The sequence below is a fragment of the Empedobacter sp. UBA5987 genome, assembly GCF_002429865.1.
Lineage (GTDB): Bacteria > Bacteroidota > Bacteroidia > Flavobacteriales > Weeksellaceae > Empedobacter > Empedobacter falsenii_B.
On the sequence record NZ_DJBB01000018.1, the window covers coordinates 31,159 to 52,412 of the forward strand.

Sequence of the window (21,254 nt, forward strand, 5' to 3'; positions counted from 1 at the left end):
TTTTACAATTGATAAATATAAAAACTCTAGAGATGGTTTGAAATTTTATTACATACTAGAAAAACATGCTTATTATTAAAATTAACTAAATAATTATTTCAAATCTATATGCATAAAAACAATACCTTCGTTGTTCACAAGTAATAAGAATGCATTCAATTTTAATCATAGACGATGAAACAAAAATCAGAACTCTCCTAGCTCGAATTCTCGAATTAGAAGGTTTTGAAATACATCAAGCTGAAGATTTAAAATCAGGCCTTAAGAAAATTAAAACACTTTCTCCTGAGGTTGTTTTATGTGATGTAAAATTACCTGATGGTAATGGTGTTGAGTTTGCAAAAGAAGTCAAAGAAAAATTTCCTTTGATAGAAATTATTCTGCTTACAGCTTACGGAAATATTCCTGACGGCGTTCAAGCCATTAAAAACGGAGCATTTGATTATATTACAAAAGGGGATGATAACAATCGTATTTTACCTTTGTTGTATAGAGCTTTGGATCGTGTGAAATATAATAAAGAGAATGAAATTTCTCAAGAAACAACATCAACAAAATTAGACAGTAATTTATTATTGGGTAAATCTCCAATTTTTGAACAAGCTTTACAATTAGCTCAAAAAGTTGCACCAACGAATGCTACCGTTCTTTTAACTGGAGAAACAGGAACTGGAAAAGAAGTTTTTGCAACAGCTATACATCAATCAAGTTTGAGAAAAAACCAAAATTTTGTTGCAATTAATTGTTCGGCTTTTAGTAAAGACTTATTAGAAAGTGAATTATTTGGTCATAAAGCAGGTGCATTTACAGGCGCAATGAAAGATCAGAAAGGTTTGTTTGAAGAAGCACATTTAGGAACTATTTTTTTAGATGAAATTGGCGAAATGGCCTTGGATTTACAAGCAAAATTGTTGCGAGTTTTAGAATCAGGTGAGTTTATTAAAATCGGCGAAACAAAACCTACAAAAGTTGATGTACGAATTATTGCAGCCACTAACCGAAATTTGGAAAAGGAAATTGCAAACGGAACATTTCGAGAAGATTTATTTTATCGAATTTCTGTGTTTCATATCGAGTTACCTTCTTTACGTGAACGCGTTTCGGATATCGAACTAATCGTGAATCAGTTTATAAAACACTTCAATCAATATTATCAAAAAAATATAAAATCTATTAATCAAGAAGCTTTACTTTTTCTTAAAAAATATTCGTGGCCGGGAAATATTCGTGAATTAAAAAATACGATCGAACGTGCTATTATTTTGTCGGAAAATGAAGAACTTTCTACAAATGATTTTCCTTCATTTATTCAAACAAGCGAAATTGATCAGAACGAAAATTCATTAGAATTAGCTTTAATGGAAAAAAAACATATTCAGAAAGTTTTAAAATTTACAAAAGGTAACAAAACAAAAACGGCAGAATTATTAGGTATTGGCCTAACAACGCTTTATCGAAAAATAGCCGAATATGAACTGAATTAAAATAAAATACTTTATCATAATGAAAATAAACCCTTCCATTTTGGAAGGGTTTTTTATTTGAGTAAAAATCTATAAAAACATAACGTATTGATTTTGTTTTGTCTAATTAATTCTAATTGCTTTGGCATTTTGATTGGCTTATGTAGAGAAATTTAAAAATCTACAAAATGAAAATGAAACAAACGATTTCATTAGATGAAGTCAAAGAACTTAAAAGTAAAGTACTGCAAAACATTTTAGATAATAATCCAGCACGTGTAAAACAGCTATGTTATAGTGTAGGAAAATTGTTTTCAAAAACAAATGATTTGGGTAAAACATACATCAATAATCTGTTTATACTACCCGTTACTTTGATGATTGAAGCGGATTTCAAAAACCGAAAACAATTTTTGAATTTGTTTCCAATGAATTTGAAATCAGAATATGTTAAACAAATTTATCATTCAGGAATATGATAACAATTGTATTACTATTAGCTGGGATTTTATGTTTTGGAGTATTCTTCAAATCCATTGACTTTTTTGATAATATCTAATCCATTCATTATGATTTTCTTATTAATCATCGCCATTGCCTTGTTTGTATACTTGGTATATGTGCTATTAAAACCCGAAAAATTTTAAACTTAATTATTCGTAAAAATGAATTCAGAAATATTTGGCGTTATCGTACAATTTTTAGTTGCGATCGCTCTTTCCATTCCGTTAGGAAATTATATTGCACGTGTTTATCTCAATAAACCAACTTTTTTAGACCGATTAATTTCCCCAATAGAAAAGTTGTTATTCAAAATATCAGGTATCAATTCGGAGGAACAGATGAATTGGAAACAACATTTAAGTGCATTATTAACGATTAACTTGATTTGGTTTATCATTGGATTTATCCTATTAATGACACAAGGTCTGTTGCCTTTTAATCCAGATAAAAATCCAAGTATGAGTCCTGATTTGGCTTTCAATACGATTATTTCGTTTGTAGTGAATTGTAATTTACAACACTATTCAGGAGAAACAGGCGTAAGTTATTTAGCGCAATTATGGCTGATGTTTTTACAATTTGTGAGTGCAGCAACCGGTATGGCAGCAGCAGTTACATTATTTGAAGCCTTTCGACAAAAAACAACGACAACTTTAGGTAATTTTTATACTTATTTCATCAAATCGATTACGCGTATTTTATTGCCATTATGTGTAATTGTATCATCAATCTTAATTTTTCAAGGAACTCCAATGACATTTGAAGGAAAAGATGAAATGATGACTTTAGAAGGAAATAAAGTGGAAGTTTCTCGAGGACCTGCAGCAGCTTTTATAGCCATAAAACATTTAGGAACAAATGGCGGAGGATTCTTTGGTACCAACTCTGCACACCCATTCGAAAATCCAACATATATAAGTAATATGACGGAAATGATTGCACAAATGCTGATTCCGTTGGCGATGTTATTTGCATTTGGCGTTTATACTAATCGCAGAAAATTTGCTTGGATGATGTTTGGTGTCATGACTGTTGGCTTTCTATGTTTAACGATTCCGAATGTTTACATGGAATCGCAAGGAAATCCAATGATTGAAAGACTCGGTATTGATGATTCATTAGGTGCAATGGAAGGTAAAGAAGTTCGAATTGGTTCTGCCGCTTCAGGATTTTGGAGCATCGCAACAACCGTTATTTCTACAGGTTCAGTCAATTCTATGCACGATAGTACAATGCCATTATCTGGGATGAATGAACTGTTAGCTATGATGATCAACAGTGTTTATGGAGGTGTAGGAGTTGGTATTTTAAACTTCTTTGTATTTGTAATTTTAGCGGTATTTATTAGTGGATTGATGGTTGGTAGAACACCTGAAATTTTTGGAAAAAAAATAGAAGCCAAAGAAATGAAAATCGCCATGATGATTACCCTTTTACATCCATTCTTGATTTTAGTAGGAACAGCTTTGGCTGCTGGAATACCAAGTGAAACACTATCAACCTTAAACAACTCCTCGTATCATGGATTTAGTGAAATGTTATATGAATTTACTTCATCTGCTGCAAACAACGGTTCTGGTTTTGAAGGATTAGGAGACAACACTCCATTTTGGAATATTGCAACTGGTTTTGTATTAATTTTAGGACGATTCTTACCTATAATTGGTCCTGTTGCAATTGCTGGATTATTAGCAAAAAAACATTTTGTTCCAGAAGGTTCAGGAACTTTAGCAACCGATACAGCAACTTTTGGAAGTATTGTTTTTGCCATCATCTTAATTGTTGCAGCCTTAGCATTTTTTCCAGCTTTAACCTTAGGTCCCATTGCTGATTATTTTTCAACTCCAAAATTTTAGAAAATGACACGAGAAAATAAAACCAATTTATTTGAAAAAACATTGGTACAAACAGCCTTCAAAGAAGCTTTCATCAAACTAAATCCAGCAACTTTATATAAAAACCCTGTCATGTTTGCTGTAGAAATTGGTACTGCAATTATGTTAGGAGTTTGCTTTTGGATTCTTTTAGGTGAAACATCTCAAGGTAGTTTTGGGTATAATTTTTCAATTTTCATCTTACTTCTTTTTACATTATTATTTGCCAATTTTGCTGAAGCAATTGCTGAAGCAAGAGGAAAAGCTCAAGCTGATAGTTTACGTAAAACGCGAGAAGAAACGCCTGCTAAATTAGAAAATGGTGAAATCATTTCGTCTTCTGCTCTAATCAAAGATATGATTTTTATCTGTGAAGCTGGAGATATAATTCCAACCGATGGTGAAATTATAGAAGGTTTAGCAACGATCGACGAAAGTGCTATTACAGGAGAAAGTGCACCTGTAATTCGTGAAGCTGGAGGCGATAAAAGTTCGGTTACTGGAGGAACAAAAGTTCTTTCGGATCGAATTAAAGTCAAAGTTACGACACAACCAGGAGAAAGTTTTTTAGATAAAATGATTGCATTAGTTGAAGGTGCAAATCGTCAGAAATCTCCAAATGAAATTGCTTTAACCATTTTATTAGCTGCTTTTACATTAGTATTTGTCATTGTTATGGTTACCCTAAAACCTTTCGCTGATTATGCAAATGTTCCCATTACCATTGGCGCTTTAATCTCATTATTTGTATGTTTAATTCCAACCACTATTGGAGGTTTATTATCCGCAATCGGAATTGCTGGAATGGACAGAGCTTTGCGCGCAAATGTCATTACAAAAAGTGGAAAAGCAGTAGAAACAGCAGGCGATATAGATGTTTTATTATTGGATAAAACAGGAACCATTACAATCGGAAATCGTAAAGCAACAGCTTTATATCCTGCAATTGGAATAGAAATGGAAGCTTTAGAAAAAGCAGCAGTGCTTAGTTCGATGAGTGATGAAACTCCTGAAGGAAAATCAATTGTAGAATTAGTTCAGATAGATCCATTAAAATACGCAATTCAACATCCTATTTTCATCAATTTTAGCGCAGAAACACGTTGTTCAGGAATTGATTTTGATCAAATCCGTATTCGAAAAGGAGCTCTAGATGCTATCAAAAATTTGGTTGAAAATGCTGGAAATACTTTTCCAAACGAAATTCAAATGAAAGCCAATGAGATTGCTCAAAATGGAGGAACACCTTTAGTTGTTTCTCAAAATGAACAAGTTTTAGGAGTGATCGAATTACAAGATATTATCAAAACTGGAATTCAAGAACGCTTTACTCGTTTACGTAAAATGGGAATCAAAACGGTTATGGTAACAGGTGATAATCCTATGACTGCAAAATTTATCGCAGAAAAAGCAGGTGTAGATGATTTTATTGCGGAAGCAAAACCGGAGGATAAAATGAATTACATCAAAAAAGAACAAACCGAAGGTCGTTTGGTTGCGATGATGGGCGATGGTACAAATGACGCTCCTGCTCTAGCGCAAGCTAATGTTGGTGTAGCCATGAACAGTGGTACGCAAGCAGCAAAAGAAGCCGGAAATATGGTGGATTTAGATAATGATCCAACCAAATTAATTGAAGTTGTTGAAATTGGAAAACAATTATTAATGACGCGTGGAACCTTAACAACCTTTAGTATTGCCAACGATGTCGCAAAATATTTTGCCATCATACCCGCTTTATTTATTACAGCAATTCCAGCCTTACAAGGATTGAATATCATGAATTTACATAGTCCCGAAACCGCTATTTTATCAGCTGTTATTTTCAATGCCATTATTATTCCTTTCTTGATTCCTTTAGCTTTAAAAGGTGTTCCATACAAACCAATTGGAGCAAGTGCACTTTTGAGAAGAAATTTACTGATTTATGGAATTGGAGGAATCATCGTTCCATTTATCGGGATAAAACTAATCGACATCTTTATTTCCATATTTTTTTAATTAATGTAATGAGCTGTTTTGAAGGAGTTCAATATTCTATTAATAAATTCAAAACAGCAATTTTTAAAACTAATACAAAATGAAACAAAATAGTATAAAAGCAATTTTACTAACATTTAGCTTAATGCTCCTTTTAATGGTATTATATCCGTTAGCTATGTGGGGAATTGCCCAACTTTCTCCAAATCAAGGAAAAAGTTTTTTAGTTGCCGATAAAAACAATCAGCACTATTACGAAAATATTGGACAATCGTTTTCAAAAGATCATTATTTCTGGGGGCGACCATCTGCTGTAGATTACAATGCAGCAGGTTCTGGCGCAAGTAACAAAGGATCAAATAATGAAGAATATTTGCAAGAAGTTGAAAAACGCTTAAATGATTTTCTTCAAAAAAATCCAACGGCAAAAAAAGAAGACGTTCCTGTAGATTTAATTACGGCTAGTGGAAGTGGTTTAGATCCTAATATTTCAGTTCAAGGAGCAATTGTGCAAGTTGATCGAATTACAAAAGCACGAGGTTTAGATCCCGAAAAAGTAAAAGAATTGATTGATAACCAAATTGAAAAACCTTTATTAGGAAGTTTAGGTCCTGATAAAATCAATGTCTTAAAACTGAATATCGAATTGGATAAATTATCGAAATAATGAAAAAAATACTTGCTTTTGGTTCTTTTATTTTGGGTTTAAATATTCAAGCTCAAAACGATTCTATTCAGAAATTAAAACTTTCTGGTTATGCAGAAGTTTATTATACCTACGATTTTAATCAACCAAAAAACAATCAGCTTCCTAATTATTTGTATTCGTTTAATCGACACAATGAGGCGAATTTAAACTTCGGAACAATTCAATTGCAATACACTGATGAACGAGTTCGAGGAAATCTTGCTTTAATGGCAGGAACTTATACGCAATCAAATCTTGCTGCAGAACCTGATGGTTTAAGAAATATTTACGAAGCAAATATCGGTGTCAAACTTTCAAAGAATAAAAACTTGTGGATAGATGCAGGTATTATGCCTTCTCACATTGGATTTGAAAGTGCGATTGGTGCTAATGTTGCAACACTTACACGAAGTATTCAGGCAGAGAATTCACCGTATTTTTCAACTGGTGTTAAGCTGAGTTATATTTCGCCAAATAACAAATGGGCAATGAGTTTGCATTATTTAAATGGTTGGCAACGTATCAAGCGTCTTGATGGTAATTCTACACCAGCTTTTGGACATCAAATTACTTACACACCAAATGAAAAATTTTCGATCAACAGCAGTTCGTTTATTGGTAGCGATACTCCTGATTCTTTGCGTCAAATGCGTTATTTTCATCATCTTTATGCTGTTTTTAAACCTATTAAAAAGCTTTCAATAACCGCAGGTTTTGATATTGGTGCACAACAAAAATCGAAAGGATCAGACAGTTATAATATTTGGTACAGTCCTATTTTAGTTGGGCAATATACATTCAATGAAAAATGGTCTGCAACTGCACGTGCCGAATATTATGCTGACGAAAAAGGTGTAATAATCTCAACGAATACACAAAATGGTTTCAAAACAGTTGGTTTTTCTTTGAATTTAGATCATTATTTTACAAATAATTTGATGTGGAGAACAGAAATTAGAAGTTTTTCGAGTAAAGATGATATCTATTTTCGAAATGATAAAAATGTATCAAATGAAACATTTTTCACAACTTCTTTAGCATTAAAACTATAAATGGAAAAAGAAACACAACATACAGCAGAAGACTTTCTTGCCTTGATTCGGAAATCGAAACGAGGCAAGTTTAAGGTATATATTGGAATGTGCGCTGGCGTTGGAAAATCGTATCGTATGTTGCAAGAAGCACACGAATTGCAAAAAAATAAAATCGATGTAAAAATTGGATATATCGAAACCCATAAACGTGTCGAAACAGAAAATCTTGTTGTAGGATTAACCATAATTCCACGAAAAATAATTTACTACAAAGGTAAATCTGTCGAAGAAATGGATTTGGAAGAAATCCTAAAACAAAGACCCGAAATTGTTATTGTGGACGAATTAGCACATTCTAATGTTTTTGGAAGCAAACATGCGAAACGTTGGCAAGATGTGATGGAAATTTTAGATGCTGGTATCAATGTTATTTCTGCTGTAAATATTCAACATTTAGAAAGTTTGAATAACAGTATTTCCGAAATTACAACAATTGACGTTTCGGAAAGAATTCCTGATATAATTTTGGAACAAGCAGATGAGATTGTAAATATAGATTTAACAGCTGATGATTTAATTGAACGATTAAAAACAGGAAAAATTTATCCGAAAGATAAAATTCAAACGGCTTTAAACAACTTTTTTATTCCTTCAAATATTTTACAATTACGTGAATTGGCTTTAAAAGAAGTTGCTTCTCATGTAGAAAAAAAGGTTGAAACCGAATATGTATCATCTGTTTATGCAAAACCGTCGCGTTTTTTGGCATGCATTAGTAGCAATGATAAAAATGCCAAAACTGTTATTCGAAAAACCGCTCGTTTGGCTGGATATTATAATTCACGTTGGTTTGTATTGTACGTAGAAACGCCAAAAGAACATCCTAATAAAATTGCCTTGGACAAACAACGACATCTCATCAATAATTTAAAATTAGCTACAGAATTAGGTGCTGAAATTGTTAAGGTAAAGAATCAACGGGTTTCTACAGCTATCATTCAACAAATTGAATTGCGAAATATTACCACTGTTTGTTTGGGAAAACCAAAGTTAAATTTAATCCAGATTATTTTGGCTACGAATGTATTTAATCAATTACTAAAAAAACTATCTTCGTTACATGTTGATGTGATTATTTTATCAAAATGAGAATTAAAACTAAACTTCGCTTAGGATTAGGCTTGCTGTTTTTATTGATTGTATTATTGGCAGCTGTAGCAACTACGTCTATTTATTCATTGAAAAATGATACACAAAATATTTTGCATGATAATTACAACTCGTTGATTTATGCAAAAAGTATGATGCGAAATTTAAATGATGCGGAAAACTTTAATTCCAAATCGTTTGAAAAGCAATTAGCAAATCAAGAATTAAACGCAACAGAACAAGGTGAAAAAGAATTGAATCAACAGATTCGAGATAAATTTGATGCTTATAAAGAAGGAAATCATTCTCCAGAACTATTAAAAGATGTTAGAATTTCGCTTTTAGAAATGATGGAAATGAATATGCAAGCCATAGAAATTAAAAGTGAATTTGCTGAAAAGACCGCTAATCAAGCCATTTTATTAATCATTTTCACAGGTATCGCATGTATTTTTATAGCCTTTAATTCTTTGATTAAAATTCCGTCTAATATTGCAAATCCTATTCAGAAATTAACGAATAGTATCAAGGAAATTGCTTCAAATAATTACAAAGAGCGTGTCTATTTAGACAAAAAAGATGAGTTTGGCGATTTAGCGCAATCTTTTAACACCATGGCTTCTAAATTAGAAGAATACAACGAAAGTCATTTAGCAACTATTCTTAAACAAAAAACAAGAATGGAAACGCTGATTAATAATATGCACGATGTTGTAATTGGTTTGGATGAACAAATGCAAGTAATTTTCGCGAATAATGAAGCTGTAAAAGTAACAGGATTATCTGCTAAACAAATGGTAAATAAGGCAGGTAAAGATTTGGCTTTGCACAATGATTTGATTCGATTGTTATTGCAAAATATCGAAACAGAAATTATAAAAGACGAAAAACCTTTGCAAATTGTAGTGGATGAAAAAGAACAATTTTTTACCAAAGAAATTTTTCATATCGAAATAATTCCAACAGGAGAAACGATAAAACAAGTTGTTGGGCATGTGATCATTCTTAGAAACATTACCGAATTTAAAGAACTAGATGCAGCCAAAACACGATTTATTGCTACAGTTTCGCATGAATTTAAAACGCCTATTTCATCTATGGAAATGAGTTTGCAATTGCTTCGAAATAAGCAAATAGGAACATTAAACGAAGAACAAAATGATTTGGTGACTAGTATTGACGATGATGTACATCGTTTATTGCGAATAACAAAAGAACTTCTTAACTTAACACAGATAGAAAGTGGTACAATTCAAATGAATAAAACAGAAGTTTTCCCAATCGAAATTGTAGAAAATGCAGTTAAAGCCAACCAAACTTTAGCTGAACAAAAGCATTTAATCATAGAAACGAATATTCCAAATCATTTAGAATCTATAAAAGTTGATCTTGAAAAAACGGCTTGGGTTTTATCAAATCTAATCTCAAATGCAATACATTATTCTCACGAAAATGCTCAAATTTGGATTACTATTGAACAAACAACAACCGAAACATCCTTCAAAGTTAAAGACGAAGGAATTGGGATTCCAACTGAATTTTTACCCAAAGTTTTCGACCGCTATTTTCGTGTACCAGGCACTCACAAAGAAGGTACAGGTTTAGGATTGGCTATTAGCAAAGAATTTATCGAAGCTCAAAAAGGAACGTTGGATGTATTTAGCGAATATGGCGTTGGAAGCGAATTCGTGATGAAGTTATCACAAAAAGAATATTCATAAAATCTATTCGTTTGGCTTGAAAACAAAAAAGCTTGAACCAGTGTTCAAACTTTTTGCAAGCCAAGAATTACTCCAACAGGAGACTTGATATTCTTTTACATTTTTAAATAATTTATATTATTCTATTCAAAGTTTTTATGGCTCAGTTTTATAATACTTAGTTCTCTATAATAGTCATGTTATTATAATATGAATTTAAAGTTGCTCCACTTCCCGATGCTGTAGAATTGAATAACTTTTGTTGACCTGGATCTAAATCGATCCAAGCTTCAGGTCTAATTTTTTGTCCTGTTAGCATATAAAAACTCGCTGTACAATTAGATGCAGCAGGTGCACTCCCCGCATCATTTGTATTATTTCTACTATCACTAGGGAAATTATTAGCACATTTAACTTCTTGTAAAAAATATTTTTGAAGAAGTTTAGAATTTTTTGGCGTGAAATATATTTCTTTTATAAGTAACATTATAAAAGTGTTGTGAATTGTATCTAAATAAGCGTAAATCCTTTTGGTAATTTCGCAATATCTAGATCTTTAGGATTAGCTCCTTGGATTAACGATTTTATGATTTCGTCTTCTATTATTTCTTCAAATTTGTCGTAGCTTAAATCAAAAAGAGATTGAAGATTAAGGTTTAGAAGCTCTTCTTTTTGATTGACAAAATTGTCTGAATAAATCCTAATAAATTCTTTTTTTCAGAATTTCATTCATTTCTAAGTTTTTATATTTACTAAAATCTCCTTCTTTAATCTTAAAAATTCTTTTTAGAAAAGTAAAATCTTGTATTTCAGTATCTGAAATCACATTATCTTCTAATATAAAATCTGCATAGGAAATTAGGAAGTCTAAAGATTCGATTTTAATATCAGTTATCTTATCAGTTCCGTTATGATTAACAATTTTATTAAAAGAGTTATAATTAAAATTAATTTGAATCGATTTTAATTTTTCTAGAAAATATGGTAATTCAGTTTAGGTTTATAAGACTTTATAAACTCAGAAAAATAAAAACCCAACAGATTACTCTATTGGGTTTTCTTAGCGGAGAGTGAGGGATTCGAACCCCCGGAGGTGTGACCCTCAACAGTTTTCAAGACTGCCGCATTCGACCACTCTGCCAACTCTCCAATAACGCAGTTTATTGCGGTATTGCGAGTGCAAATATAGAACGCTTTTTCGAATTACCAAATTAAAATTTTCAACCTCAATTTAACGAAAACGTTTTCGTAGACTTATTTCGCATCTCCTTAAATATTTAAATATATTAAAATCAGTTATTTATAAATCAATGAAATATTCATTATTTTTTGAATAAAAAACATTTTATTTCTTTTATTTCTTTTTTTCGAAGAAATAGTTGCTTTTTTATGACAATAATTAGTTTTTGTAAAAAAAATGTACGAAATCGTTATAATTGATTACTTTTGCCAAGAATTAAGTAAATAAACACAAATAAACATTTATTAAATGAACCACTCTTCTTATGATCAACAACTTGCATCTTTCAATGAAATGAGCAAAAAGGTTGTAGAATTCATTAAAATTGTTTCAGATTTATGGTATGATCAATCTGTTGAATTGGTAATTTTCCGTAATCAATTAGTTGATAAAAACGTTAGTGACATCGTAAATCTACATCAGTATGCTGAGGAATTTGTAGAAAAAAAGATTGCTATTGACGATACGTTAGCAATTGCTAAAGCTATTTCTGAAGCTAAATTACCAGCTTCTAGACTTGATGTTGGAAAATTAGCTAAAGAATATATTTCTGGAGATTACGCTTCGGCAGAAGCTTTTGTTGAAGAGAAATTAGGCGCAAGCAAAAATGTAAAAAGTGTTGAACCAAAAGATGTTGTTTTATACGGTTTTGGTCGTATCGGACGTTTATTAGCTCGTGAGTTGGCTTCTCAAATGGGAAAAGGTCAACAATTAAGATTACGCGCTGTTGTAACACGTGATAAAAACGATCCTGTTTTATTAGAAAAAAGAGCTTCTTTGTTACGTCATGATTCTGTACATGGTGATTTTGACGGAAACGTTGTAGCTGATCACGAAAATAATGCTTTAATCATCAACGGAGTTTCTGTTTACATGATTTCTGCAGCGCAGCCAGAAGATATTGATTATACTACTTACGGAATTAATAATGCTTTGATTATTGATAACACAGGTGTTTTTAAAGATGAAGAGGCTTTATCTCGTCATTTGAAATCTGTTGGTGCAGACAAAGTTTTATTAACAGCACCAGGAAAAGGTGTTCCGAATATTGTTTACGGTGTTAATCATGAAGAATATAGCCCAGAAAATGTAAATATTTTCTCAGCTGCTTCTTGTACAACAAATGCAATTACACCAATTTTAAAAGTTGTTGAAGATAATTTAGGTGTTGTAAAAGGACATTTAGAAACAATACATGCGTATACAAACGATCAAAATTTGGTTGATAATATGCACAAAAAATACCGTCGTGGACGTGCTGCTGCTTTGAATATGGTAATTACTGAAACTGGTGCTGGTAGCGCAGTTGCAAAAGCTTTACCAAGTTTAGCAGGTAAATTAACTTCGAATGCAATTCGTGTTCCAGTTCCAAATGGGTCATTAGTTGTCTTGAATTTAGAAGTTGGTAAAGATACATCTGTTGAAAATGTAAACAACATCATGAAAGATGCTGCATTGAACGGAGAATTAGTAGAGCAAATTAAATATTCATTGAACAATGAATTGGTCTCTTCGGATATCGTTGGAACTACTGCTCCATCTATCTTTGATAGTAATGCAACAATTGTTTCTGCAGATGGTAAAAATGTTGTGATGTACGTTTGGTACGATAACGAATATGGATATAGCCACCAAGTAATGCGTTTAGCGAAGCACATTGCGGGTGTTAGAAGATATACATACTATTAATAGTATTTTTTCCCTTTATTTAAAATTAATCCACTAGCTTTTTAGTTAGTGGATTTTTTTTGTAACCTATTCGTTTAAAAACAGCTAAATAAATTAATTGTTTTATTTTTGTTAATATTATATTAATGTTAGTTACGAAAATTAACATTATTTTTGAACAACTAAAAAAAAAACATTTTATTTATGAAGAAATTTTACTTATTTAATTGGATACTTCTCCTGATAGGATTAGTATCTTATAATGCTTTAGGGCAGACTACTGTAAATTATACATTTAACGGTGTAAGTGGAAATATTGATGAGAATATTAACTATACAACTGAGAAAAATAATGCTACAGCAACACCAGCATTTACTAGTGGAACTTTAAGGTTATATACAGGAAGTACCAATGGAAATTCTATAACTTTACATGTTGCGAATAATTTCAAAATTACAAATGTTGTTTTTAAAGGTGTTAGCGGTAATTTAGGAAACGCAAAATATTTTGTAGATGGAGGAAATACTCCTACAAGCATTTCTGCGGTAGACAACAATTATTCGATCCAAAACTTAAATGCAATCTCATCATTACAATTTCAAAATGCAATTTCAGGTACATCAGGTCATATAAGATTAACTGGTTTGACATTGACATATGAAGCTATTAATACGCCTCCTGTTATTTCTAATAAGACAATTACAGGAACTTATGGTGTATTGTTGTCTGATGGAGCTGTGACAGCGACTAATAACCCTACCTCTTGGGCGCAAACGGGGACATTACCTTTAGGAATTACCTTTGACAATGGCGTTTTCTCAGGTACACCAACACAAACAGGTACTTTTAGAGCAGAAGTTACAGCAACAAATGAGCACGGAACTTCTGATGCAGCAAATGTAACATTTGAAATAGCTAAAGCTAATCAAACCGTAAATTATACATTTGAGGATTTAACTCAAAACCAAGGAACTACTTTTACAGAATTACCAAATCAAACAGATCAAGGGCAAAATATAGTATATACATCTGCAGATAATTCTATTGTTTCTGCAAATGGAAATACATTATCTTTTGATGGTATAGGTTCTACAACAATTACCGCTACAGCAGTAGGAGATAATAATTTTAATGATTATACGACGACTTTTAATGTAAAATCAAATGATCCTAATGTAATTACATATAATGGAGAAGGAACTTTTGTTAAAGTAACCAATTTATCTGATGTAACGGATGGGTATTATGTTGTAACGAATGAGAAAGATGAGTATTTAATGACGAATATATTTACAACTTTCTTAGCTTCAAGTGATGCAAATGTATCTAATGGAGAAATTGTAAATCCTTCAGTAGATAACGTATGGAAATTAGAATCTGACATGACTTCTTATACAATTTATAATGAAGTTCTGGAAAAATATGTAGGATGGACATCTGGAAATGCCGTATCTTTATCATCTTCTGTAACAGATAGCTATAAATGGGATTTGTCTTACGCTGATAATAAATTCACAGTAAATAATGTTGCTACACCTACAAGACAATTATCTTATAATTCAGGATCACCTCGATTTGCTGCATATGGAAATGCAAATCAAGAGGAGTTGCAATTATACAAACTTGTATCATCTAACTCTACAACTTGGGACGGAACTGCATGGTCTAATGGAACGCCGGATCTTACAAAAGAAGTTATTTTACATGCAACTCCAACAGAAAGTTTTTCTGCAAAGAAATTAACAGTTGAGAGAGATATGATTATTCCTGCAGGAATTACAATTATTGTAGAAAATGAAGTTGTTAATCAAAATGATGTAACATTTAGATTTAGACACGGTGCTTATTTGATTCAAAATAATAATAGCGCAGTAAATGTTGGTCCTGCAATGTTTGATAGATCATCAACACCTATTTACCGTTTAGAAAATTTAATGTGGTCTTCACCAGTTATTAATCAAAATATTTTCGAAATTTCTCCAAATACTTTAACAAATCGTTTTGCAAGATTTTTAGAATCAACAAATGATTGGACAGAGAATGTAACAGCTGCTGATAATTTTAAAGCAGGAGAATTAATTTCTTTTAGAGCTCCTAATAATTATAATAATTATGGAGAAGGTGAAGCTCAGGTATTTGATAGTTCATTCAGAGGTCAATTATTTAATGGAGAAGTAACGATTCCTGTAACTAAAGCTTCTAAAGGAAATAATGCAGTAGGAAACCCTTACGCGTCACCACTTAGTTTAGATGCTTTAATTGCTGCTAATACATCAGTAGGAGTAAACTCTGTTTATGTTTGGACGCATTCTAAACCAATTGTAAATGGAGCATATCAAGGTTCTAACTGGGCTATTTATAATGGAACAGGATGGAATGATAATAGTGTAACTTCTCAAAATATTGATATTGCACAAGGATTTATAGTAAAAGTAGCAAACGCTGGTAATTTAGTGCTTAATAATGCGATGCGTACCTCAGCTAATGGTCCAGTTTATTACAAAGAACAAAAAGATAGATATTGGTTAAGTTTATCAAATAATCAAGGTAAAATAAATTCTTCTTTAATAGGGTATGTAAATGGATCGACAAATAAATTTGATCAAAATTTTGATGCAAAACCATTTGATAACAATAATGAAGGATTATATTCTGTTTTGAACAATGATTTATTTGTAATTCAAGGACGTGGAGATTTCAATAACGAAGATTCTTTTGATTTAACTTACAACGTTAAAAAAGCAGGAACTTATCAAATTAATTTAGAGCAATTTGAAGGTGTTTTCGAAAATCAAAATATCTATTTGGTAGACAAAAAATTAGATAAAGTATTTAATTTAAACGAATTAAAATCTTATTCTTTTGATACAGAAGCAGGTGAAATTAATGATCGTTTCTCTATAAATTATCAAAATAAAACATTATCAACAAATGATTTGTCTAAAAAAGGATTGGTAGTTTATGCTCAAAATAAACAAATTACAATTTCATCTAAAGAATCAATTAAATCAATAAAATTAGTTGATATTTCAGGAAGACAGTTACAAAACGTTCAGAACGTTAATGCAAAATCTTATGTTCTTAACCTAAATGTAAATCCTCAAGTTGTAATCGTTGTTGTAGAAAAAGATAATGGTAAAACAGAGTCTAAAAAAGTAATTTTAAAATAATTAACGTATGAAAAATATAAAAAAAATAACTTTATTATTTTGTTTGATGTCTACTGTGACTTTTGCAAATACTGAAGAAGGTGGAATTCGTTTTTTTGAAAGTAATAACACTTCTCAAAAGGCAGAAGCCCCAAGTGATCCAGATCCAAGTGAAGATCCAACAGGAACAGCTCCAATCGACGATTATTTACCATTGTTGGTTATTGGTGCAGGTATAGTTGCTTTGCGTTTCAGAAAGCAATTATTAAAAAACTAATTTCTAAATTATATCAAAAAAGAAAGCTTCTCAATTTTTGAGAAGCTTTTATTGTTTTTATTCCAAACTGTTAATGATAGCTTTATGCAAAATTTCGCCCATAGTCTTACAATCTTCATAGGATTGGTCTTTGTAAAACTTTGCGAAACCTTTTCGTAATTGTGCAACATTTTCTGGTTTAGAAATCGTGTCTTTTTTTATGATTTTCATTAAATCACGAAAACGTTTCGAACTATTCGAAATTCGTTTTGAAATCAATGACTTTACTTCTTTTCGGTATTGGTCAATAGAATTTGATTTCAAACGATTATTCACCAAATCAACCATTACTCGATTCTCTTTAAAATATTGTGGTCGATAAATTTTTAAATTTCCTTCATAACATTGTTGATCGAAATCTATTGGTCGAATTCTATAGATAACTTGATCAAAATCGTGAATTGGAATCACCACATAATTATACGAACGCATATCACCCAAAAGACCTATAAAACAGCGTTCATTGAACTTTACAAACTCTTTTGCAATCTGATTTTTTTCTAAATCATTACATTTATCCAAATAATTTTTGATAAAAACATCTCCTGGAATTCCCAAAATATGCTCCTCAATCAATGTATTTTTGTAAACCAAAAAATTGATTCGGTGAGGAGATAAAATATCTTCTAATTCTAAACCATAAATACGCGAAGCATCTGCTTTTTTGATGTAAAAATTGGTGTAATTATCATTCAAAATATTACGAACCCGAATACGAAAAGGTTTCGAATTTCCGAACGTACAATAATCGATAGAATCAACAACAAGATAAGGCAAAGACTCCTCATCTCCGTCTGAATGTAAGTAAGTATAAATTCTGTTTAGACTATCTTGAATTTCCTGATGTTCCGAGTCGGTATAATAAACACCCAACCAATGCGTATCATTTCCTTCCTTATCTTCCAATGCTACACAACCCGAAAAACGCATCAAATCATCATATTCTACACTCGCTTTTGTTTTGCGATGATATTTCTCTAAATAATGATTTAATTCGTCACTCACAGGATAAATAGGCTTTCTAAACTCTATTTTTACATCTTTCATTTCATGCTTATTAGTCTATACGAAGATAGGTCTAAATTTATTTTTTAAAATTGTTTATTGGATTAATATTTGCTAAATTCAAACATAATCTAAATCTAAATAAAATGAATATTCAGGTCAGAAATTTGACTCTTGAAGATTATAGTGATTTGACTGAATCTACAAAAGAAGCCTATCACAATCAGCTTGGAACTTGGACTGTCGACGAAATTAAAGAATTATTAGCTATTTTTCCGCAAGGTCAACTTTGTGTTGAAGTGGATGGAAAAGTTGTTGCTTCGGCATTAAGTATTGTGGTTAATTCGAAAAAAACGAATATCGAATCGAATTATGATACGATAACATCTAATGGTAAATTTTTAAAACATGATCCAGAAGGTGATGTAATGTATGGAATTGAAGTTTTTGTTCATCCAAATTATCGTCAATTGCGCTTGGGAAGACGTTTATATGACGAACGTAAAGCGCTTTGTGAAGAAATGAATCTAAAATCAATTGTAGCTGGTGGACGTATTCCAAATTATCATAAATATTCGCAAGAATTATCTCCTAGACAATATATAGAAAAAGTAAAAAGTAAAGAGATTTTTGATTCAACTTTAGCTTTTCAGATTTCGAATGATTTTAATGTCAAAAAAATCTTGAAAAATTATCTGAAAGACGATAAAGAATCCTTAGAATATGCCACTTTATTAGAATGGAATAATATCTATTACGAACCTGAATTGAAATCTAATTCACCAACAAAACGTACTATTCGTCTTGGTTTGGTACAATGGCAGATGCGTTTGTTTAATGGTTTACAAGATTTTTATGATCAAATTGAGTTTTTCGTAAGTGCGGTAAGCGATTATGGCTCTGATTTTATTATGTTTCCAGAATTTTTCAATTCGCCGTTGATGAGTCCATATAATCATTTGAAAGAGATTGAAGCGATGCATCAATTAGCAACGATGACGGACGATATTGTGAAGAAAATTCAAGAATTTGCAATTACATATAATGTCAATATTATTTCAGGATCTATGCCTCATCTAAAGGAAGGAAAACTATATAATACGTCATTTTTATGTCATCGTTCGGGGAAATTAGATTCGTATAGTAAAATACACATTACACCAAATGAGTTCAAATATTACGCATTGAATGGTGGCGATGAAATAAAAGTTTTTGATACCGACTGCGGAAAAGTAGGTTTACTAATTTGTTATGATGTCGAATTTCCTGAATTGAGCCGTATTTTAGCCGATCAAGGAATGGAAATTTTATTTGTTCCATTTATGACTGATACGCAAAATGGTTATACGCGAGTACGTAGTTGTGCGCAAGCTCGTGCAATAGAAAATGAGTGTTATGTGGCTATTGCAGGCTCTGTGGGAAATTTACCGCGTGTGAATAATATGGATATTCAATATTCACAATCGGCAGTTTTCACACCTTCAGATTTCTCTTTTCCAAACAATGGAGTTAAAGCAGAAGCAACTCCGAATACAGAAATGGTACTGATTTCTGATGTTGATCTTTATCTTCTAAAAGAGTTGCATGAGTATGGAACTGTAAAAACGATGAAAGACAGACGCAAGGATTTGTATGAAGTAAGACTAATAAAAACATAAAAAAAACCTCCAAATTGGAGGTTTTTTTTAGTTCTTATTCCCATTGGTTAGACTCGAATAAGAGCATAGACCTTAGGTTCGGTTAAGTATCTGTACTAAAATTAGAAATATTTTTTATAAGGGACAAATATTTTTTAGAAAACTTTGAACTTTAACATATTTCAATTTTGTTTTATAACTCTAATTCGAAGATTTGAATAAACTTTTCATTGAAATTATTTGAAACAAATTGATTAAAATAGATTTTTTTTCCATCGTTAGAAAAATGCGGAATTCCCGTTAATTCATTATTGATTTTTTGAACTTGATAGATTTGTTTAGATTTTTTTTCGGTTAAATCATTTAGATATATTTTATCGTTAACAAAATAAATAGCATATTTTCCGTTTGGTGAAAGATTGAATGGAGAGGTAATCGAATTTTCTAAAAAAGAATATTGAATAATTTCATTCGAAACTAAATTTACACCAAATAATTGCGTCTTATCAAATTCATCTTCCATCAAAAAATAGATGATTTTCCCATCAGGAGAAGAACGTAACCAATGTCTAAAATTACTAATTCCATGTTGAGTAAAAGTGATTCGTTTCTGCGAAATACAACTTGGCACATCTGGCAAAGTAGTTAAAGTTCCTTTTAAATTATCGTTTTCATCAAACCTTATTTCATTTGGAATTTCAGCAATAAAAATTTCCGTTTTCATATTCCCTTTTTCATCACGCACATGTCCCTGAAATGCGATATTGTTTGTTGAGTTAATCCAACATTCATCAAAAGCTTTTTCGATTTCATCACTTCCATTTTTAGGATTTATCACTACTCTAGAAACGATAATCGAAAACATTTCACCAAAATTATTCTCTAATGTTTCATCAAAATCAACCTCAACTTTTTTGGGAAACATCATTCCAACCACTCGCTGATCTTTTATACTAGAATTGTGTTTGGATTCTTGTTCCAAGACATAATCGTTGTAAGTAAAACTAATCCAATTCTTCTCTTTTTGCCACGAATGCGAATGTGTTCCTCCACGCAAAGCACCATTTGTAAAGGGAAAATTTATATTTCGAGCATCCATAAAAATAGGCTGATTTGGAAATTCTAAATCAATTGCGACACCTGTCCTTCTTGTTGCCGAATACGGATTTGCTTGATTCGCATTTCGAATACCATGAATAAAAATAACTTTATTCTCAATTTGTGAAAAAGAGGCTGCACCTACTCCAGGACCAAACTCTGTTTGATTATTTGTTGTATAAATAATTTTGGATTCGTAAGTTCTCGTGTGAAGTAAACAGATAGAAGAAGTCTCTCCTATTTTTGTATCATCATTACGTGTATCAAAAACAAGATAATTGCCATCAACTGATTGAATTTGATTATGATGAAGCGTATGTCCAAAATCATCATAAGTTAACTGCTTTACCATATCGTATTGTTTAATAATATTTTATTTACTTAATAAACATTTAACAATCAACTAAAAACGTAATTATTTGATTACTAGAAATATTTTATCATTCTTTATAAAATTTTTTACAAAACTGTATTTTTTTTTTTTTTTCTAGATTAATTATAATTGAAAATATAATTTTTTCAATGTTTTTATTTTCCTTAGTATAAGTTTTGTTAAACCTTAAACAACAAAGGTAATATTTAATGAAGATTTTGGAAAATCTACAACCAGAATTGATTCGCAATATGTTCCACAATCTGGAAATGATAACAACAATTAAATAGTTTTACCGGTAGTGTTTAAGATGTGTTGGTAACTCGTAAAAAACACAAAAACAATATTTTAACTATTGTGGGTACGTCATATCCT

General features: G+C 31.2%; 16 protein-coding genes and 1 tRNA gene. 13 read left to right on the forward strand and 4 right to left on the reverse strand.

Going from position 1 to position 21,254, the window contains the following annotated elements:
* The first annotated feature begins 149 nt into the window (after positions 1-149).
* From B3J26_RS03415 to B3J26_RS03450, 9 genes are all read left to right on the forward strand, one after another.
* Positions 150-1,484 carry a sigma-54-dependent transcriptional regulator gene (locus tag B3J26_RS03415; RefSeq protein WP_114999272.1) on the forward strand — a complete coding sequence of 445 codons (1,335 nt, stop codon included), beginning with the start codon at positions 150-152 and terminating at the stop codon, positions 1,482-1,484.
* A gap of 167 nt (positions 1,485-1,651) precedes the next feature.
* Positions 1,652-1,942 (forward strand): DUF7674 family protein, encoded by a 291-nt coding sequence (locus tag B3J26_RS03420; protein WP_114999274.1) that lies wholly within the window; start codon positions 1,652-1,654, stop codon positions 1,940-1,942.
* Positions 1,943-2,032: 90 nt separating this feature from the next.
* Entirely contained in the window at positions 2,033-2,110 is a 78-nt protein-coding gene (gene kdpF / locus B3J26_RS14875; protein WP_369012327.1) for a K(+)-transporting ATPase subunit F, read from the forward strand.
* 18 nt (positions 2,111-2,128) lie between these two features.
* Positions 2,129-3,823, forward strand: a complete 1,695-nt coding sequence (kdpA, locus tag B3J26_RS03425) for a potassium-transporting ATPase subunit KdpA (RefSeq protein WP_291073263.1) — start codon at positions 2,129-2,131, stop codon at positions 3,821-3,823.
* Between the two features lie 3 nt (positions 3,824-3,826).
* Entirely contained in the window at positions 3,827-5,842 is a 2,016-nt protein-coding gene (gene kdpB / locus B3J26_RS03430; RefSeq protein WP_114999279.1) for a potassium-transporting ATPase subunit KdpB, read from the forward strand.
* Between the two features lie 79 nt (positions 5,843-5,921).
* Positions 5,922-6,488: a potassium-transporting ATPase subunit C gene (locus B3J26_RS03435; protein ID WP_280035958.1), complete on the forward strand. Its 567-nt coding sequence runs from the start codon at positions 5,922-5,924 to the stop codon at positions 6,486-6,488.
* Positions 6,488-7,561, forward strand: coding sequence for a porin (locus B3J26_RS03440; RefSeq protein WP_291073266.1), 1,074 nt, complete (start codon positions 6,488-6,490; stop codon positions 7,559-7,561). The genes B3J26_RS03435 and B3J26_RS03440 overlap by 1 nt, the downstream gene beginning before the upstream one ends.
* A complete protein-coding gene (locus B3J26_RS03445) occupies positions 7,562-8,692 on the forward strand; it encodes a sensor protein KdpD (protein WP_114999285.1) in 1,131 nt (376 codons plus the stop codon).
* The gene (locus B3J26_RS03450; protein WP_291073271.1) at positions 8,689-10,413 is read left to right on the forward strand and encodes a HAMP domain-containing sensor histidine kinase; all 1,725 of its coding nucleotides are present in this window, start codon (positions 8,689-8,691) and stop codon (positions 10,411-10,413) included. The genes B3J26_RS03445 and B3J26_RS03450 overlap by 4 nt, the downstream gene beginning before the upstream one ends.
* A 157-nt stretch (positions 10,414-10,570) precedes the next feature.
* On the opposite strand, the gene B3J26_RS03455 is transcribed toward B3J26_RS03450, so the two are convergent.
* Complete coding sequence (locus B3J26_RS03455) at positions 10,571-10,879, reverse strand: hypothetical protein (protein WP_291073273.1); 309 nt, start codon at positions 10,877-10,879, stop codon at positions 10,571-10,573.
* A 577-nt stretch (positions 10,880-11,456) separates the two neighbouring features.
* A tRNA-Ser gene (locus B3J26_RS03460) sits at positions 11,457-11,541 on the reverse strand.
* Between the two features lie 340 nt (positions 11,542-11,881).
* Here B3J26_RS03460 and B3J26_RS03465 point away from each other — a divergent pair.
* From B3J26_RS03465 to B3J26_RS03475, 3 genes are all read left to right on the forward strand, one after another.
* Positions 11,882-13,321: a glyceraldehyde-3-phosphate dehydrogenase gene (locus B3J26_RS03465; RefSeq protein ID WP_286502266.1), complete on the forward strand. Its 1,440-nt coding sequence runs from the start codon at positions 11,882-11,884 to the stop codon at positions 13,319-13,321.
* Positions 13,322-13,504: 183 nt separating this feature from the next.
* Complete coding sequence (locus B3J26_RS03470) at positions 13,505-16,471, forward strand: hypothetical protein (protein ID WP_291073276.1); 2,967 nt, start codon at positions 13,505-13,507, stop codon at positions 16,469-16,471.
* 7 nt (positions 16,472-16,478) lie between these two features.
* On the forward strand, positions 16,479-16,727 hold the full coding sequence (locus tag B3J26_RS03475; RefSeq protein WP_291073278.1) for a hypothetical protein: 249 nt from the start codon (positions 16,479-16,481) through the stop codon (positions 16,725-16,727).
* A 57-nt stretch (positions 16,728-16,784) separates the two neighbouring features.
* Here B3J26_RS03475 and B3J26_RS03480 read toward each other — a convergent pair whose 3' ends face one another.
* Positions 16,785-17,813, reverse strand: coding sequence for a hypothetical protein (locus tag B3J26_RS03480; RefSeq protein ID WP_291073280.1), 1,029 nt, complete (start codon positions 17,811-17,813; stop codon positions 16,785-16,787).
* A gap of 104 nt (positions 17,814-17,917) precedes the next feature.
* Between B3J26_RS03480 and B3J26_RS03485 the strand changes: the two genes are divergently transcribed.
* Positions 17,918-19,429, forward strand: a complete 1,512-nt coding sequence (locus tag B3J26_RS03485; RefSeq protein ID WP_180904916.1) for a carbon-nitrogen hydrolase family protein — start codon at positions 17,918-17,920, stop codon at positions 19,427-19,429.
* A gap of 172 nt (positions 19,430-19,601) precedes the next feature.
* On the opposite strand, the gene B3J26_RS03490 is transcribed toward B3J26_RS03485, so the two are convergent.
* Complete coding sequence (locus B3J26_RS03490) at positions 19,602-20,858, reverse strand: DUF3748 domain-containing protein (protein WP_291073282.1); 1,257 nt, start codon at positions 20,856-20,858, stop codon at positions 19,602-19,604.
* Positions 20,859-21,254: the final 396 nt, after the last annotated feature.

What these genes read in the sequence shown, in the direction of transcription:
- B3J26_RS03415 (WP_114999272.1), top strand. Translation starts at nt 150, where the DNA reads ATGCATTCAATTTTAATCATAGACGATGAAACAAAAATCAGAACTCTC.
- B3J26_RS03420 (WP_114999274.1), top strand. Translation starts at nt 1,652, where the DNA reads ATGAAAATGAAACAAACGATTTCATTAGATGAAGTCAAAGAACTTAAA.
- kdpF (WP_369012327.1), top strand. Translation starts at nt 2,033, where the DNA reads ATGATTTTCTTATTAATCATCGCCATTGCCTTGTTTGTATACTTGGTA.
- kdpA (WP_291073263.1), top strand. Translation starts at nt 2,129, where the DNA reads ATGAATTCAGAAATATTTGGCGTTATCGTACAATTTTTAGTTGCGATC.
- kdpB (WP_114999279.1), top strand. Translation starts at nt 3,827, where the DNA reads ATGACACGAGAAAATAAAACCAATTTATTTGAAAAAACATTGGTACAA.
- B3J26_RS03435 (WP_280035958.1), top strand. Translation starts at nt 5,922, where the DNA reads ATGAAACAAAATAGTATAAAAGCAATTTTACTAACATTTAGCTTAATG.
- B3J26_RS03440 (WP_291073266.1), top strand. Translation starts at nt 6,488, where the DNA reads ATGAAAAAAATACTTGCTTTTGGTTCTTTTATTTTGGGTTTAAATATT.
- B3J26_RS03445 (WP_114999285.1), top strand. Translation starts at nt 7,562, where the DNA reads ATGGAAAAAGAAACACAACATACAGCAGAAGACTTTCTTGCCTTGATT.
- B3J26_RS03450 (WP_291073271.1), top strand. Translation starts at nt 8,689, where the DNA reads ATGAGAATTAAAACTAAACTTCGCTTAGGATTAGGCTTGCTGTTTTTA.
- B3J26_RS03455 (WP_291073273.1), bottom strand. Translation starts at nt 10,879, where the DNA reads ATGTTACTTATAAAAGAAATATATTTCACGCCAAAAAATTCTAAACTT.
- B3J26_RS03465 (WP_286502266.1), top strand. Translation starts at nt 11,882, where the DNA reads ATGAACCACTCTTCTTATGATCAACAACTTGCATCTTTCAATGAAATG.
- B3J26_RS03470 (WP_291073276.1), top strand. Translation starts at nt 13,505, where the DNA reads ATGAAGAAATTTTACTTATTTAATTGGATACTTCTCCTGATAGGATTA.
- B3J26_RS03475 (WP_291073278.1), top strand. Translation starts at nt 16,479, where the DNA reads ATGAAAAATATAAAAAAAATAACTTTATTATTTTGTTTGATGTCTACT.
- B3J26_RS03480 (WP_291073280.1), bottom strand. Translation starts at nt 17,813, where the DNA reads ATGAAAGATGTAAAAATAGAGTTTAGAAAGCCTATTTATCCTGTGAGT.
- B3J26_RS03485 (WP_180904916.1), top strand. Translation starts at nt 17,918, where the DNA reads ATGAATATTCAGGTCAGAAATTTGACTCTTGAAGATTATAGTGATTTG.
- B3J26_RS03490 (WP_291073282.1), bottom strand. Translation starts at nt 20,858, where the DNA reads ATGGTAAAGCAGTTAACTTATGATGATTTTGGACATACGCTTCATCAT.